General features: G+C 65.5%; 17 protein-coding genes. 7 read left to right on the plus strand and 10 right to left on the minus strand.

The window, feature by feature from the left end:
- Nucleotides 1–35 precede the first annotated feature (35 nt).
- Nucleotides 36–290 (minus strand): hypothetical protein, encoded by a 255-nt coding sequence (locus tag A5782_RS11445; protein WP_067099491.1) that lies wholly within the window; start codon nucleotides 288–290, stop codon nucleotides 36–38.
- A 185-nt stretch (nucleotides 291–475) separates the two neighbouring features.
- On the opposite strand from A5782_RS11445, the gene A5782_RS11450 reads away from it, so the two are divergent.
- Both A5782_RS11450 and A5782_RS11455 read left to right on the plus strand, forming a co-directional pair.
- Nucleotides 476–1,156, plus strand: a complete 681-nt coding sequence (locus tag A5782_RS11450; protein WP_067099493.1) for a hypothetical protein — start codon at nucleotides 476–478, stop codon at nucleotides 1,154–1,156.
- Nucleotides 1,157–1,186: 30 nt separating this feature from the next.
- On the plus strand, nucleotides 1,187–2,032 hold the full coding sequence (locus A5782_RS11455) for an SAM-dependent methyltransferase (protein ID WP_067099495.1): 846 nt from the start codon (nucleotides 1,187–1,189) through the stop codon (nucleotides 2,030–2,032).
- A gap of 5 nt (nucleotides 2,033–2,037) precedes the next feature.
- On the opposite strand, the gene A5782_RS11460 is transcribed toward A5782_RS11455, so the two are convergent.
- Nucleotides 2,038–2,886: a family 16 glycosylhydrolase gene (locus A5782_RS11460; RefSeq protein WP_067099497.1), complete on the minus strand. Its 849-nt coding sequence runs from the start codon at nucleotides 2,884–2,886 to the stop codon at nucleotides 2,038–2,040.
- Nucleotides 2,887–3,135: 249 nt separating this feature from the next.
- Here A5782_RS11460 and A5782_RS26140 point away from each other — a divergent pair, with 249 nt between their 5' ends.
- Together A5782_RS26140 and A5782_RS11465 are read left to right on the plus strand one after the other, a co-directional pair.
- On the plus strand, nucleotides 3,136–3,351 hold the full coding sequence (locus tag A5782_RS26140; protein ID WP_156623888.1) for a hypothetical protein: 216 nt from the start codon (nucleotides 3,136–3,138) through the stop codon (nucleotides 3,349–3,351).
- A gap of 317 nt (nucleotides 3,352–3,668) precedes the next feature.
- Nucleotides 3,669–3,962, plus strand: a complete 294-nt coding sequence (locus A5782_RS11465) for a hypothetical protein (protein ID WP_231986646.1) — start codon at nucleotides 3,669–3,671, stop codon at nucleotides 3,960–3,962.
- Nucleotides 3,963–4,053: 91 nt separating this feature from the next.
- Here A5782_RS11465 and A5782_RS11470 read toward each other — a convergent pair whose 3' ends face one another.
- On the minus strand, nucleotides 4,054–4,743 hold the full coding sequence (locus A5782_RS11470; RefSeq protein ID WP_231986647.1) for a TetR/AcrR family transcriptional regulator: 690 nt from the start codon (nucleotides 4,741–4,743) through the stop codon (nucleotides 4,054–4,056).
- Between the two features lie 192 nt (nucleotides 4,744–4,935).
- Nucleotides 4,936–5,634 carry a cutinase family protein gene (locus tag A5782_RS11475; RefSeq protein ID WP_082942895.1) on the minus strand — a complete coding sequence of 233 codons (699 nt, stop codon included), beginning with the start codon at nucleotides 5,632–5,634 and terminating at the stop codon, nucleotides 4,936–4,938.
- A 119-nt stretch (nucleotides 5,635–5,753) separates the two neighbouring features.
- Here A5782_RS11475 and A5782_RS11480 point away from each other — a divergent pair, with 119 nt between their 5' ends.
- Nucleotides 5,754–6,416: a class I SAM-dependent methyltransferase gene (locus A5782_RS11480; RefSeq protein ID WP_067099499.1), complete on the plus strand. Its 663-nt coding sequence runs from the start codon at nucleotides 5,754–5,756 to the stop codon at nucleotides 6,414–6,416.
- A 12-nt stretch (nucleotides 6,417–6,428) separates the two neighbouring features.
- On the opposite strand, the gene A5782_RS11485 is transcribed toward A5782_RS11480, so the two are convergent.
- The 3 genes from A5782_RS11485 to A5782_RS11495 are packed head-to-tail and all read right to left on the minus strand — an operon-like array spanning nucleotide 6,429 to nucleotide 9,494.
- On the minus strand, nucleotides 6,429–7,505 hold the full coding sequence (locus tag A5782_RS11485) for a prenyltransferase (RefSeq protein WP_067099501.1): 1,077 nt from the start codon (nucleotides 7,503–7,505) through the stop codon (nucleotides 6,429–6,431).
- Nucleotides 7,492–8,250: a class I SAM-dependent methyltransferase gene (locus tag A5782_RS11490; protein WP_067099503.1), complete on the minus strand. Its 759-nt coding sequence runs from the start codon at nucleotides 8,248–8,250 to the stop codon at nucleotides 7,492–7,494. The genes A5782_RS11485 and A5782_RS11490 overlap by 14 nt, the downstream gene beginning before the upstream one ends.
- Nucleotides 8,244–9,494 carry a glycosyltransferase family 4 protein gene (locus A5782_RS11495; protein WP_067099505.1) on the minus strand — a complete coding sequence of 417 codons (1,251 nt, stop codon included), beginning with the start codon at nucleotides 9,492–9,494 and terminating at the stop codon, nucleotides 8,244–8,246. The genes A5782_RS11490 and A5782_RS11495 overlap by 7 nt, the downstream gene beginning before the upstream one ends.
- A 321-nt stretch (nucleotides 9,495–9,815) precedes the next feature.
- Between A5782_RS11495 and A5782_RS11500 the strand changes: the two genes are divergently transcribed.
- Nucleotides 9,816–10,634 carry a DUF1906 domain-containing protein gene (locus A5782_RS11500; protein ID WP_067099508.1) on the plus strand — a complete coding sequence of 273 codons (819 nt, stop codon included), beginning with the start codon at nucleotides 9,816–9,818 and terminating at the stop codon, nucleotides 10,632–10,634.
- 70 nt (nucleotides 10,635–10,704) lie between these two features.
- Here the strand turns inward: A5782_RS11500 and katG are convergent, their stop codons facing one another.
- The 3 genes from katG to A5782_RS11515 form a co-directional block, all read right to left on the minus strand.
- Nucleotides 10,705–12,945 carry a catalase/peroxidase HPI gene (katG, locus tag A5782_RS11505; RefSeq protein WP_067099510.1) on the minus strand — a complete coding sequence of 747 codons (2,241 nt, stop codon included), beginning with the start codon at nucleotides 12,943–12,945 and terminating at the stop codon, nucleotides 10,705–10,707.
- A gap of 50 nt (nucleotides 12,946–12,995) precedes the next feature.
- Nucleotides 12,996–13,436, minus strand: coding sequence for a Fur family transcriptional regulator (locus tag A5782_RS11510; RefSeq protein ID WP_197694196.1), 441 nt, complete (start codon nucleotides 13,434–13,436; stop codon nucleotides 12,996–12,998).
- 95 nt (nucleotides 13,437–13,531) lie between these two features.
- Nucleotides 13,532–14,818, minus strand: a complete 1,287-nt coding sequence (locus A5782_RS11515) for an Ig-like domain-containing protein (RefSeq protein ID WP_067099514.1) — start codon at nucleotides 14,816–14,818, stop codon at nucleotides 13,532–13,534.
- Between the two features lie 167 nt (nucleotides 14,819–14,985).
- Between A5782_RS11515 and A5782_RS11520 the strand changes: the two genes are divergently transcribed.
- Entirely contained in the window at nucleotides 14,986–15,807 is an 822-nt protein-coding gene (locus A5782_RS11520; RefSeq protein WP_067099516.1) for a hypothetical protein, read from the plus strand.
- The last annotated feature ends 59 nt before the right edge of the window (nucleotides 15,808–15,866 follow it).

Consider the following 15,866-nt stretch of genomic DNA (forward strand, 5'->3'; position numbering starts at 1 on the left):
TGCAAGCGATTCGGAACGTTCGTCGCATCTTGCCGTCAAGATCCCTTGTTGTAGCGAGTCAGGAACCCGACGGACGCCACGGCGGCGGCGGTGCCGATCGCACCCCACAACACCAACTGGAAAGCCATCGCGCCGAAGAACCAGCCGAAGGTCATTCCGATGTACAGCATCCAGATCAGCCGGAAAAAGCTCCATACCGCGAGCAGACCGGTGCTGATCCCGATGTACAGGCTGCGCTGGCGATCGACACGGTTGATCTGCTCTTGAATGCTGGTCGGCACGATGTTCATCTGCTGTCTTCCTTTCATCGGGCACCACCTCCTTGGCGGCGTCATGCGGTAAGTACAGATGCGTCCGGCGGCTACCGATCCCAATCGCGCGTCCACTGTTGGCAAAACCGACCCGCACGTTCCGGGCCGGCGACGTCGCGCGCGCTCTACCCTGCAGAAGGGGGCTGCGCAGAAGGGTTGGCTCGATGAATATGGTGCCGCGCATGGCGCTGTGCTGGATCGCCGCGATGACTGTGCTGACTGCGGCTGCATTGCCGGCCGGACCCGCTGGCGCCGACCCGCCGCCCACCCAGGTGATCACAGTGATGGCCGTGGGACCCAAGGGCGAACCGATGAACGGCTACCACGTGGCGTCCGGGCCGGACAACGTCGGCCAGGTCAGCGACTGCTCCCAACCGTCGCCGTCGGCGGTTGCCGACGACGTCTACCACTGTTCGCCGAGCGCGGCCGGAGCCGGCACCTGCTGGCCGTCCACACCGGGATCGCTTCTGTGCGTTGATAACCCGTGGGACATGCAGATGCATCGGGTGATGTTCGGCGGTCAGCTTCCACCCGTGCACGCGACCCCTAACCCGGACCCGTTCGCGCTCACCCTCGACGACGGCACCCGCTGCCTGCTGCGCAACGGCGGCGCGTGGGGTGGGCGTGCCGATGGGTACGTCGGCGTCTATGGATGCGGCGGCGCCGGCAGTGACCTCGCCGTGCTGTGGCTGCCCAGCCAGGGTGCCGGAGCCTGCATCGACCGCACCTCGCCGGCGTGGACCGTCAAGGTCGGTCGCCTCGGCGCACCGGACGCTGTCTTGCCGCCGCCCGCGACCCGCACGGTGACCGCGGCCTGGCTCGCGGGGGGCAGGGCTGGTGAGTAGGGCGGCACCGGTACTGCTATAACGCAACGTATGTCTGGTCCAGCGCACACGATTACCCATGTTTCCGACACGGCTCGATGGACGGCGTTGCACCGGGCAACCGAATCGGCCCGTCCGGATGCGCTGTTCAGCGATCCGCTCGCGGAACGTCTCGCGGGCGATCATGGCCGCGCGATCGTCGACAACGTGCCCCGCAGCACCCGCAACGGTTGGTGGCTGGTCGCACGGACCAAAGTCATCGATGACGCCATTGCCGACGCGATCGCCCAAGGCTGTGACCGGGTGTTGAATCTGGCCGCCGGCCTGGACACCCGACCGTATCGGTTGGACCTTCCGTCCGATTTCACCTGGGTCGAGGCGGATCTGCCGAAGTTGCTCGCGGAGAAGACGCAGGCGCTTTCCGATCAGGTCCCGCGCTGCCGGTTGACCCGTGCCGCGGTGGACCTGGCCGACGCGGCGGCTCGGGAAGCCTTCCTGAACGAGGCGCTGGACGGCGCGACCAAGGCGCTGGTGCTGACCGAAGGCCTGTTGATGTACCTGCACGACAGCGATGTGAGCGCGCTGTCCGCGGCAATCCAGCGCCCCGAGGTCACGTGGTGGATGCTCGACTTCGCCGGACCCGGTCTGAAAAAGATGATGAACAAGAAAATGGCCGGCATGCTGCAAAACGCGCCGTTCAAATTCGCACCCGAGAACGGCTTGGCCTACTTCGAAAACCTCGGCTGGCGCACCGTCGACGTCGAAGCGCTCTATCTGGCCGCCCGCCGGCTGCATCGCCTACCGACGCTGATGCGCCCATTTGCCTGGCTGCCGCAGCCGGACCCCCGCCGCCCCGGCAACAGGGCCTGGAGCGCGACCGCCCTGCTGACGCACTGAGGCCCCTACCAGACCCGTATCCAGTCGATGAGCATATCGGCGGGGTAGGTGCCCGGGCCGGGGTCGCCGCCGCCCGACCCGGCCACCGCCAGGTTGAACACCGGGTACACCGCGTAGCCCGCTCCGTTGAACGGCCAATCCGGCAGTGAGCTGGCCGGCACGTCGAAGTACGGTTGGGCGCCCTCGGCATAGTCCTTCCAGAACCGAATGCCGGCCTCATCCCACTGGCAGCGCCACGTGTGCCACGCGCTGTCCACCGCGATGTTGTGGGTCTTCCATTCGCCGCCGTTGGCCTTCGCATGGACGGTGGTGGCCGAGGGCCAGTTGCCGTTGCCGTACCACTCCATGACGTCGATCTCGCCCTGGTCCTCATTGCCCATCCAGTAGGCGGGCCACGCCCCGGGGGTCAGGCAGTCCAGTTTGATCCGGGCTTCCCAGGTGTGGCCGACGCCTCCTCGCCACAGGCTCTGCACCTTGCCGCTGTAGTAGGTCGGGCCGTCCTTGGCGGCGCGCAGCACCAGGTTGGACTTGCCGTCAACGAATACGTTGCGGCGATCATCGCGGTACTGCCCGATGTTCTCGGGACGTTCCCAATAGGTCGGGTCCTTGATCGTCTCGCGGGCTTTGGCCACCGCCCATTTCGATGCATCGGGGGCGGACCCGGCCGGACCGTCAAATTCGTCCGAGAAGACGTAGGTCCCGGATTGGCCGCTGGGCGCGGCGGGCGGAGGTATCCGACCGGCAGGCTCGTCCTGCCGGGGCGGGTAGGCCCAGGCATGCGGGGCCGGCAGCGCTGCTGCCAGCACGCCGATCCCGGTTGTCAAAATCATGCGGCGGCGATCCATCTCCGGCATAAGCAATGGACCCTAGCAGCCAACCGTGCACAAGGTTGAAACGGGAATTCTGTCGGTGCCTGTCGCTATGGTTCTCATCGCGGTCGGACCAGCACGGACGACAGCACGGCAGTGGCAACGGATTACGCTCGCGAATTCACGGCCAATTCTCATCTTGACAGGTGGTTTGGTCTCAGGATTCGAAGGGCATTCTGGAATCACGATCCGATAACCACACTGTTGTAGCTTTTGCGGGTGGTACTGAGAGGAGTGACGATCGTGGCGAATACCCCAGAAGGCACGGTTATTTTCCTTCAGTCCCATCCGGCATGGGCCGCCGCTCAGCGTCGCGAACGCGAACGTAATGAAGCAATGCGTCGTCATCCTTCATTTCGCGCGCGCCAGCGTGCCGCCGCCTCTGGTAACCGGGTCGTTCCGTTGGTCCGCAACTTCAAGCTGTACTCGAGCGGCAACACTCCGGCCTGAATTCGCCGCAAAATTGGCGTCATCCGGGTGCTGAAACAGCCAACCCGGGCGCAATGAAAGAAGCGGCCGCCTCGCCCCATACTCTCAAGTCCCGGTTGAGGTATTTACTCGCATCCCTAATTCTACTACGGTGCGTAGTAGCCGTTAGTGGGGAGAAACCAATGTCCCGGGATGCGGTAACAACGCACCGTCCGCTAACCGCGGCGATGATGGTCTTTGCTGCCGCGTTTGCGCTCCACGGGATCGATCATTTCCGGCGCGGGATGTCGGCATCGCCGCCATTGGTCATGGTTGGTGGAACGATCCAGGGATTGTTCGTGATTCTCGCGGTCGCGCTGGTTTTGCGTCATCACCCGTGGGCTTCCGGGACCGCATTCATCGTCGGATTCGGCAGCGCGGCTCTGTTTGTCTACGCACATGTGCTGCCCACATTTCTCCGGGACTTTCAAGACAGCTTCACGTCGGGGCCGCGGATCAACGTCACCTGGTTCTCGTGGCTCACCGCCGTCGGCGAGATCGGGGCGGGGCTAATCCTGGGCTATGTCGGTCTACATGCGCGGCGCGCGCAGGCCGTCGATCCCGTCGACACCCCTGCGCCGCGAGATCGGTGAGGGCCCGCACGGCAGGCATCTGTGACCGCGCCACCGCGAGTCAGACGCGGGATTGCGTCTCCTCTCAGCTGAGTTCGCCTGCGTTCTGCGGTCAGGGGTGCAGGCCGGAGAGCACCATGGCAGCGAAGACATCGCCAATCTCGGCCAACGAATTGCGCCCACCGGGGACATACCAACGGTGGATCCAGTTATGCATGCCCAAGATGCCGAGCATCACCAGCCGCGGGTCCAGATCTGAGCGGAAGACCCCGTTCGCGACACCCTCTTCGATGATCGCCAGCAGCGTTTTGCCGTAGGCGTCGGCGTTGGCGGTGATGCCCTGCGCTTCGGGAATGGTTGCGATGTGCTGACTTTCACCGGACAACAGGAAGAGCTCTGGACTGGTGGCGAGGTCCTCGACGTAGGCGCTCAGGGCGCGACGTAACTTCTCCTCGGGCGGCGCGTCCGAGTCAAGCGCCTCGCGGCAATGTCGGGTCATCTCGAAGGCCGGCCGCTCGATCAGTGCGACCAGCAGTTCCTCTTTGGTTCCGACGTAGTAGTACAGCGAAGCACGGTTGATGCCCACCTCGACGGCGACGTCTTCGAGTCGCGCGCGGGCGAATCCCTCGCGACGGAATACTTCCGCGGCGCCTTTCAGGATGCTCCGCCAGCGGTCGTTGGACGCCCGGCGGTCCGCGGTTCGCCGCTCGTGACGGCGTCGAGCGTTGTCGCTCTGCGGACGTACGGCTGGAATCGTCGGCCCCCTGACGCGCGAATTTGTTTCACCGTCAAAATACGCCACGGAATGATTGACCCGGAGGTTAATTCGGACATCAACGCTACCGCTGACGCTGAGGACCACCGAACGCGTTCGGGTGTCCTGCCGGCCATTGCCCGCTGCGCGAAATGCTCGAGCGGATTCGCTAGCCAGCGGTTCTAAGGCATGCCTATTGGGCTGGAACGAGGGCTCCGTCGGCCACCAAGGTGCGGTCGATCAGAGCTTGCCAGCGACGAAGTCGGCGGCCTGGTTGGCCATGCCGGCGTCGATGTAGGCCCCGGCGAGATGCTGTGGCCAGTTTTCCTTCCAGGTGTTCGGATCCGCCGGATTGCAGATGGGGTCGGCACCATGGCACAAGTCGATGGTCCGGTCGTTGTAGGTCGGGTTGAAGTTGGTGATCGGGCCCACCCATTGGCTTCCGTTTCCGAACAGTGCGACGGCAGCGATGTGTTGATCGACGCCCGGCGGCAGCGGGCTGTCGAAGCCGAACGCCCCGATCGGCGCCGCCAGCACGACGTCGGTGACCGCCGCGCCCAGCGAGTAGCCGCCCAGCACCAGCCGGGTGTCGGGGCAGTTGTTGACCATGTCCTGGACGTGGTGGCTCATATCGTTGGCGCCCTGGGCGACCTCGGTGTCGGCGGGATACTGCACGGCATATACCCCGATGGTCCTGTCCACCTTGGATCGCAGCGCGCTGATGAACGCATTACCCAGCATGCCCGGCCCGGCTGATTCGTTACGCCCCCGGGCGAACACGACCTGTACCGGCGGGCAGTTCGCCGCGGCGGCCGGCGGCGCCGTCCCCGGCATCCCGGGCGGCAGCACTGCGGCGGGCAGCAACAGGGCGGCCGCGGCGATGACCGCGGCGAGGCCGACACCAGCAAATTTGCGGATAAGCAAGTCGCGCACGTCCATGATGGTAAAGCGAACCCGCTCCGGCCGCTGGGCAGCCGGCGAACAGATCTCCGGTGATCGCTCTGCGCGAACATCGACCACGGTGTCGGCGGTGCCCATCGAGACGATAGGTTCAGCTGATGAGTCATGTCGACGCGAGTGCGCCCGAGCGCTTGTTCGCGCTGGCCGAACAGGTACAAGGCTTCATGCCGGCCGACGAGGGGCGCGCGCTGTACGACGCCGCGCTGCGGTATCTCGGCGGCGGCCTTGGCGTCGAGATCGGTACGTACTGCGGCAAATCAACCCTTCTGCTGGGGGCGGCAGCGCAACAAACCGCCAGCGTGCTTTACACCATCGACCACCACCACGGTTCCGAAGAGCACCAGGCCGGGTGGGAATACCACGACGCGTCGATGGTGGATGAGGTCACGGGTTTGTTCGACACACTGCCGACGTTTCGCCGGGCGCTCGACACCGCCCGGTTGGACGAACACGTGGTCGCGATCGTCGGCAAGTCGCCACTGGTGGCGCGGGCGTGGCGTGCGCCGCTGCAGTTCTTGTTCATCGACGGCGGCCACAGCGAAGCCGCCGCGGCCCAGGACTTCGACGGCTGGGCCAAGTGGGTCGTTCCCGGCGGGGCGCTGGTCATCCACGACGTGTTTCCCGACCCGAAAGACGGCGGGCGGCCACCGTATTACATCTACTGTCGCGCACTCGATTCCGGACAGTTCCGGGAGATATCGGCCACGGGTTCGTTGCGGCTGCTCGAACGGGTCAGCGGTCAGCCGGGGGAGCAGGTCTAGCCGGGATACGGGTCACCGGCCCGGGCCGGCGGCAACGCATTCGCAGTCGAAGTCGGTCTGCAGGCCCACCGGCAGCTCGTCGCCGCGGAAGATCCCCGCGCCGGCGGTGGTGTTCGACAGGGCGTCTGCCGCCAAGATCATCGCCGCCCCCGTCCAGGTGGTGCGCTCCTCGGGCCACCGCTTCCCGTCCGCGAAAACCAGCCCCGTCCAATATGATCCGTCGTCTTCGCGGAGATGCTGCATCGCGGCGAACTGCCGATGAGCAGCTGAGCGCTGCCCGATCGCATCCAGCGCCATCACCAGCTCGCAGGTTTCGGCACCGGTCACCCACGGGCGATCGCCGACGCACCGAATGCCCAGGCCGTCGACCACGAAGGCATCCCAACGCTGCCTGATGCGCGCGGCCGCCGCCGGACCACGCAAGGCGCTACCGAGGATGGGGTAGTACCAGTCCATCGAGTAGCGGTCCTTCTCGGTGAACGCGTCGGGATGCGCGGAGATGGCGTGTCCCAGGCGGCCCAGGGCCAATTCCCACTCCGGCTGCGGATCTCCGACCACAGCGGCCAGGGCAAGCGCGCAGCGGATGCTGTGGAAGATGCTCGAGCACCCGGTCAGCAGGGCTTCCGGCAACACACCGGCTTGGCTTCGAGCCCAACCGATCTCGCCATAGCCGACCTGCATATCGATGACGAAGTCAATGGCTTTGTGCACCACCGGCCACATCTGGGCCGCGAATGACTCGTCGCCGGTGACCAGAACGTGGTGCCACACGCCGGTGCCGATGTAGGCACAGAAGTTGCTGTCGCTGTTGGCGTCTTCGACGACTCCCGCCCGGAATTGAATGGGCCACGAGCCATCGGGGCGTTGGGTGCGCCGGCTCCAGTCGAAGGCCGCCCGGGCCGGCTCCAGCAGTCCAGCGGTGGTCAGCGCCATCGCGCACTCGATGTGGTCCCACGGATCGGTGTGTCCGCCCTCGAACCAGGGGATGGCGCCGGTTGGTTCCTGTGTGGCGGCGATGGAAAGCGCGGTCTGCCGGCATTGCTCGGGGGTCAACACACCCGGAACTGCTGGCGGATTAGACCGATGCAACTGAATATCCTTCAGTCGCCTGGCGTTTCGCCTGCTGCGGTTTGACGAAGTACATCGCCACGCTTTTGCCCACCAGCGGGTTGAGCAGCGACTCGGCCAGCTGAGTGATCTTCGGCCGCTGCATCAGGTCCCAGACCAGGAGCTTGTGGTAGGCGTTCACCGCTCGGTGGTCGCTATTCTGCACGCCCACAGCGCATTTGAGCCACCAAAATGGCGAGTGCAATGCATGGGCATGATGGGTATGGGTCAATTCCATTCCGCCACCGGCGATCTTGCCGCGCAATTCACTGGCCCGGTAAATGCGTACGTGGCCACCCTCGTTGCTGTGGTATTCGTCGGACAACAACCAGCACACCTGCTCGGGCAGCCACCGCGGCACGCTGACCGCCAGGGTGCCACCGACTTTGAGCACCCTGATGAGCTCGGCTATCGCCGCGTCGTCGTGGGGAATGTGCTCGAGGATTTCCGACGCGATGACGCAGTCGAACGTCTCATCGGCGTAGGGCAACTTCAGCGCGTCCCCGACCACCACCTTCGCCGACGCGCCGCCGGGCGCCTCGCCGGTCTCGGCCATCGCACGCAGAATGGTGTCCACCGAGCGTAATTCGGCCTCGTCGCGGTCGAAGGCTATGACGTCGGCGCCGCGGCGATACGCTTCGAACGCATGCCGGCCGGCTCCGCAACCCACGTCGATGACGTTGCTCGACGGCCCGATCCCGAGCCGGTCGAAATCGACTGTCAGCATGGCACTCCGCTCTGCGCGTTGCGTGCGATCGCCCGCTCGTAGACCCGAACGGTCTGGGCGGCCACGGCTTCCCAGCTGAAGACGTTGACGGCGCGGTTTCGTCCCGCCTTGCCCAGGCTACGGCGCTTCTCCGGCGAGTCCAGGAGTTCACCGAGCGCGTGGGTCAGGGCGTCCACGTCGGCGGGCGGCACCAGTTCGGCGCAAGCACCGTCCGTCCCAAGGACTTCCGGCAGCGCGCCAACCCGGCTGGCGACGATCGGGGTGCCGCTGGCCATGGCTTCCACGGCGGGCAGCGAAAACCCCTCGTAGAGCGACGGGATGCAGGCGACCTCCGCGGAGGCGAACAAGGCGGCCAACTCGGTGTCGGACAGCCCGCTGGTGATGTGCACGATGTCGGAGATCCCGAGTTCGGCGATGAGCTTGTGGGTCGGGCCATTCGGCTCCACCTTGGCGACCAACCGCAACTCGAGGTCCCGGACGGTGCGCAGTCGGGCGACCGCCTGCAGCAGGGTGCGGACGCCCTTCAGCGGGGTATCGGCGCTGGCGATCGCGATGATGCGGCCGGGCTCGCGTGGGCCGGAACCCGGTTTGAACAGCTCGGTGTTCACCCCCAGCGGCACGACATGAAGTTGCTCCGGTGCGACGCCGAAGTCGGCGACGATGTCGGAGGCCGACGATGACGAGACCGTCAAAAGGTCGGGGATGTGGCGCGCGACCTCTTGCTGCATGTCCAAGAACCCATACCAGCGGCGCACCAACGGCTTTCGCCACCATCGCGCAGCGGCCAGATCCAGCACTCGATCGCGGGTGATGGGGTGGTGGACGGTGGCCACGACGGGAAGTCCCGCCTCGGCGATGCGCAGCAGTCCGGCGCCCAGGCTCTGATTGTCGTGGACGACGTCGAAATCGGCTGTCCGCTGGGCAAGTAACCGGGCGGCCCGCATCGTGAAGGTCCGCGGTTCGGGAAAGCCGGCGGTCCATGTTGTGAACAGTTCCACGACGTCAATCGAGTCGCGAATTTCGCTCGGCCGCGGTACCCGGAAAGGGTCGGGTTCCCGATAGAGGTCAAGGCTGGGCACTTCGGTAAGCCGGACCCGCGGATCGAGGAGGTCGGGATACGGCTGTCCGGAAAACACTTCGACGTCGTGACCGAGTTCCACCAGACCGTGGCTGAGATGGCGCACGTAGACGCCCTGTCCGCCGCAATGGGTCTTACTACGGTAGGACAGCAGGGCAATTCGCATACTCAACTCTTCTTTGCTGGAAAATGACCGCGGAATGGCGCCGAATACATCGCGGTCAACGGACTCCCGAACTCCGTGACAGCAAACTGGACATGTGTCCAGACTATAGTTCGATCACCTAATCGAGCGCAACGAGCCGGAGTTCCACCGTGCCGCGTGCAGGCGGCCCCCGGGATGTCCGACACTCAAAGATCATGCCACTGGTCGGTGGCCGCCATCTTTCCGACCGGTCGGTTCGGAACGCGCGGTGCCGGAATTGGTCGGCGGTGACCGGCGACGATCCGTCGAAAGAAGGCTCGAACTTTTTGTTACCATCGCGCGGTGCGGGATTCGGCTGGACCGAGTGGACGCGGCGATCACCGATCGCCTTCGAGGCGTGACCTCCTCAAATATGCCGGCACCTATGTCCTAGCGCCGGCCCTGCTGAGCCTGGCCGCACTGGCCGGCGCCCCCGGCGTGCCGAAGGCGTCAGCGGCCGGCATGAAGCTGATCGATTTCGCCGAGCGCAAGATCTCGCCGGATGAGATCAAGTCGGCCGGCTACGACGGCGTGGTGAATTACGTATCGCAGTCGCGGCCGGGCGCCAACTTCGAAGCCAAACCGCTGACCCGGGACTACGCCGACGCACTACGGGCGGCGGGCCTGCATATCGTCAGCAACTTCCAGTACGGCAAGCCCGGTTGGCCTGACCCGTCGGATCTCACCCGCGGTTATGACGGCGGCGTGGCGGACGCTCATACGGCCATGCAGTTGCACTCCGCGGCGGGAGGCCCGAACTCGGCGCCCATCTTCTTCAGCGTCGACGATGACATCGACGCCAACGCGTGGAATAGCCTTGCGGTCCAATGGTTTCGAGGTATCAACTCGGTGCTGGGCGTGGGCCGTACCGGCATCTACGGGCATGCCCAGGCGTGTGGGTGGGCGATCAGGGACGGCGTCATCGGGCCGTCCACCACTGCCGGCCACCTTTGGGCGTGGCAGACGAAATCGTGGTCGCACGGCGAGCGCGAGCCCATGGCGGTGCTCTACCAGGAGGTCGTCAACAGCCCGTCCAACCCGGGGCCGCTGTTGGGCGGCATCAATGTGGATGTGGACCAGGTCCTTGCTGCCGATTTCGGGCAGTGGGATCTGGATCGATGAGTTCCGCGGCACCAAAAACGGCACCCCGCGAGCGGCTGGCTCGCGAGGTGCCGCTTGTCGGTGATCGGTCTTACTTGAGGTCGAACCGGTCGTTGTTCATGACCTTCACCCATGCCGCGACGAAGTCCTCCACGAACTTGCCGTGGGCGTCGTCCTGGGCGTAGACCTCGACCAACCCGCGCAGCACCGAGTTCGAGCCGAACACAAGGTCATTCGCGGTCGCGGTCCACTTCAGCGCGCCGGAGGTCCGCTCGTGCCCTTCGTAGACGTTCTCCGAGGTCTCCGACGCCTTCCACTCGGTGCCCATGTCGAGCAGGTTGACGAAGAAGTCGTTCGTCAACGCGCCCGGCCTGTCGGTGAATACGCCGTGCTTGCTGCCACCGTGGTTGGCGCCCAGGGCACGCAGTCCGCCGACCAGCACCGTGAGCTCCGGACCCGTCACACCCAATAGGTAGGCCCGATCCATCAGGAGCTGCTCGAGCGGGGCCTTCTCGCCGGGCCGCGCATAGTTGCGGAACCCGTCGGCCCGCGGTTCGAGCACCGCGAACGACTCCACGTCGGTGCTCTCCTGCGACGCGTCGGTGCGCCCGGGTGCGAAGTGCACCGAGATCTCGTAGCCCGCGTCCTTGGCCGCCTTCTCGACCGCCGCGGAACCGGCCAGCACGATCAGGTCGGCGATCGAGATCTTCTTACCTCCGGAGGCCGAGGCGTTGAAGCCCTGCTGGATCTGCTCCAGCACGGGCAGCACCTTGTCCAGCTCGGAGGGCTCGTTGACCTCCCAGCTCCTCTGCGGCTCGAGCCGGAGCCGGCCGCCGTTCGGACCGCCGCGCTTGTCGGTGTTGCGGTAGCTGATCGCGGCCGACCAGGCGGTCTTGACCAGCTGGGGGACGGAGAGACCGGACGCGAGCACCTTGCTCTTCAAGTCCGCAACGTCGTTGTCATCGACGAGCGGGTGGTCGACGGCGGGCACCGGGTCCTGCCACAGCTGCGGTTCGGGAATCCAGGGCCCCAGGAAACGGGTCACAGGTCCCATGTCGCGATGCAGCAGCTTGTACCAAGCCTTGGCGAAGGCGTCGGCCAGCTCTTCGGGGTGGTCCAGCCAGCGCCGGGTGATATCACGGTAGATCGGGCTTTCCCGCAACGAGATGTCGGTGACCAGCATCGTCGGCGCGCGTCCCGGCCCGCCGAACGGGTCGGGGATCGTTCCCGCGCCCGCGCCATCCTTGGCGGTGAACTGCCAGGCCCCGGCGGGGCTCTTGGTCAGCTCCCACTCGTAGCCATACAGCGTCTCCAGGAAGGAGTTGTCCCACTTGGTCGGCGTGGGTGTCCAGACGACCTCCAGGCCGCTGGTGATGGCGTCCTTGCCCACGCCGCTGCCATATGAACTCTTCCAGCCCAGTCCCTGCTGTTCGATCGGGGCCGCCTCCGGCTCGGGGCCGACCAGGTCGGCGTCACCGGCACCGTGGGTCTTGCCGAAGCTGTGGCCGCCGACGATAAGCGCGGCGGTCTCCTCGTCGTTCATCGCCATCCGGCCGAACGTCTCCCGGATGTCGATCGCGGCCGCGACCGGGTCCGGCTTGCCTTCGGGGCCTTCCGGATTCACGTAGATCAGACCCATGGTGGTGGCACCGTAGGGCTGCGCGAGATCGCGTTTACCCGAGTAGCGCTTGTCGGTGCCCAACCATTCTTCCTCTTCACCGAAGAGGATTTCCTCTGGCTCCCAGACGTCTTCACGGCCGAAAGCGAAGCCAAACGTCTTGAATCCCATCGACTCCAGGGCCGTGTTCCCGGCGAAGAGCAGCAGGTCGGCCCAGGAGATCTTGTTGCCGTACTTCTTCTTCAGCGGCCACAGCAGCCTGCGCGCCTTGTCCAGGCTCGCGTTGTCGGGCCAGCTGTTGAGCGGAGCGAAACGCTGCATGCCCTGGCCGCCACCACCGCGACCGTCAAAGATGCGGTAGGTACCCGCGGCGTGCCAGCTCATCCGGATGAACAGCCCCCCGTAGTGGCCGTAGTCGGCGGGCCACCAGTCCTGCGAGGTCGTGAGCAGCGTGACCATGTCGGCCTTGAGCGCCTCGACATCGAGCTTGGCGAACTCCTCGGCGTAGTCGAAGTCCTCGCCGAGCGGGTTGGACTGGGCGACGTGCGGGTGCAGCCTGGACACGTCGACCTGGTTGGGCCACCAGTCCTGGTTTGTCCGTGGAGCATTCGACTTCGGCTGCGGTGAAGGGATTGCTGGGTTTTCGCTTTCGCTATTGCTAGCCGACCCGGCATCAGGGTGGGGTGGGCGGCTGGCGGATGTATCAGATGACACAGCATTCCTTTCGAGGGTGGGTGAATCGGGCTGCGATCACAGGCTGTGATCTAAGAACCTGCCGTCGAGCAATCGGCGCACAGGCCCCAGTAGATGACTTCGGCCTCGTCGAGAACGAAGCCATCGAGAACGTTGTCGTCGTCCGAGGGCGTCAGGCAGGGAGCATCACCGACGGCGCAGTCGATGTCGGCGATGATCCCGCACGAGCGGCAGACGACGTGGTGATGGTTGTCGCCGACGCGCGATTCGTAGCGCGCGACCATGCCCAACGGCTGGATGCGTCGAACCAGACCCACGGTGGTCAGCGCATTGAGCACGTCGTACACGGCTTGGCGAGAAACATCGGGCAGGCCCAACCGTACCGCCGAGAAGATCGTCTCGGTGTCGGCATGCGGATTGGCGTCCACGACTTCGAGCACGGCAACCCTGGGCCGGGTCACCCGCAGATCGGCCATCCGCAACCTGTCCGCGTAACCGGCCGTCGATGACACGCCACCAATATGACGCACTTATCTGGAACGAGTCAAGACTTTATTGTGAAATGGGGCACAACGGTGGGTGATGAATGAGCCGGATCACGCAGGCGTCAGGTCGGCTTGAGTGCGCTGCCTTTGCGCCACTGGTCCCAGCTGAGCGTCCAGTCGCCGTTCTGCGCCAACGTCAGCGGCGGTCCGCCGCTGTTGCGGACCTCGACCACGTCGCCCGGTACCGAAAAGTCGTAGAACCATTTCGCGTTGTCGGCATTGAGGTTCAAGCAGCCATGCGACGTGTCGCGATGCCCCTGGGCCCATACCGTCGCGTCGAGCTCGTGCAGGTATATGCCGTCGCTGCTGATCTTGGTGGCCCAATTGATGGTCTCGCGATATCCGAGCCTGGAGTTCTTGGGCAGCCCGAAAGTCGAGGAGTCCATGATGACGGGATTGCCCTTGTCCAGGACGGTGTAGACGCCTGACGGGGTCCATAGGGAGATGGTCTTGCCGCCCACGTCTTCGGTGCCACCCATTCCCATGCTGGTGGGCATCGTGCGCACCAGGGCTCCGTTGTCGAAGACGCTGACCTGTTTCGTTGCGTCGTCGGCGATCGATACGTGTGCATCGCCGACACGAAAGGACACTTTGGTGTCGTCTTGCCCGAATAGGCCGTCGCCCAAGGCTATTCCGTAGATTTTCGCCTCGGCGGTGACGGTCGTGCCCGGCGCATAGTAGTGCTCGGGCCGCCAATGTGCATTCTGGTCGTCGACCCAGAACCAGGATCCCTCGACTTTCGGGTTGGTGGTCACCGAAAGCTGCCGCTCGGCGGCCGCCCGATCGGTGATCTTCTCGTCGAAGTGCGCCACGATCACCGTTCCGACGCCGTAGGTGCCGCCGTCGCGCAACGCCGCCTCCGCCGTGGTGGTGAACGACACCTTGGTCTGGTTGGACGGCTTCAGCGTGGAGAACGACGAAACCTGCTTGCCCGCAACGCCACTGACGCCACTGCTGGTGATCGTCAGGGTGTAGGTGCGCCCGTAGCCCAGCGGGACCGTCGGCTTCCATACCGTGTTGTCCGGGGTCATGACGCCCTCGATCGGTTTACCGCTCTCGTTGACCATGTCGACACCCGTCAGGGTCCCGTTCTCGGCTTTGACCATGACCGGGGCGACCGGGTCGACGTCATGCGCGTCGGGGCCGGGAGTGATCGTTATCCGGGCCGGTTCAGCCGTTTTCGCGGGTGCACCGCTTTGACTGCAGCCGGCGTTCGAGCAATGCGAGCTCGACGCGACGTATATCGCGCCCACCGCGGCGACGATCACCAACACCGCAAGCAAGAGTCGCCGAGGCCGGCTGACCCGCAGGATCCGGCCGACGAGCTGATCGCTGTTCCTGGACATCATGAAGCTTCCGAATCCCTGCTTTCTGGTTCTCGCAGGCCGGAAAGTTCTGCCCAGCGAAGTCGATGTTGTAGATGAGGTATCCCGCGACGTGCGGTTTCTAAACCGACGGGAGGCCCGGCTTCGTCACCCCGGCCCGTCCCCGGGCATCCGCGAGAGATCATGGCCTCATGGCCGATGAGGAACTCGATAGCCTGTATGACGCGCCGCCGAAGGAATTCACCGCGGAACGCGCCAGATTGGCCGCCGCGGCAAAGCAGCGCGGCGATACCGCCGCCGCGAACCGGATTTCCGCCGCCAACAAACCGACGACGGCAGCATGGATCGTCAATCGGCTGGCACTGCGGCACACCGATACCCGACAACGGCTCGCAGACCTCGGTGAGCGGTTGCGCGCCGCGCACGCGGCGATGGACGGCGGACGCATCCGGGACTTGTCGGCCGAGCAACGCAAACTCATCGACGAGCTCATCCGCGAGGCGCTCGACGCGGCCGACCTGAGGCAGCCGACGGCAACCGTCCGCGAAGACCTGATCACCACGCTCCAAGCCGCCATCGCCGACCCGCAAGTCGGGGCACGGCTGGGTCGGTTGACCCGGCCGGAGCAGTGGTCGGGTTTCGGCACCCTCGGCGATGCGGCGCCGGAACCCGCCGTTACCCCGAGCGAACCGACGAAGCCCCAGAGCAAACCCACGCGGAAACGGCCCGCGGCGCAGTCGGCGCCCGCGAAGGCGCAAAGCCAGCGCCGAGAGAAACTCAGCGCGGCCGTTACCACCGCGCAGCGCGCCAAAGCCGAGGCCGACGACGTGTTGTCGCAGCGCCAAGTCGAACGCGATGCCGCCCGGCAACGCCGCGACGATGCGGCACGGGCGCTGCGGGCGGCCGAGCGGGAACTCAGCAGCGCCGACAAGGACTACGACAAGGCACGGGAACTGAGCCGAGCCGCCGCGGATTCGGTGCGGGAGGCAAAAGCCCGGTTGAAGCGGGCGTGACCTCGCGGGCGCGTTTCCCCGAGCCGGGCCGGGGTATCAGCAAGGCCGTGACTTCTTTG

This window comes from Mycobacterium sp. 852002-40037_SCH5390672 (genome assembly GCF_001665875.1).
Taxonomy (GTDB): Bacteria; Actinomycetota; Actinomycetes; order Mycobacteriales; family Mycobacteriaceae; genus Mycobacterium.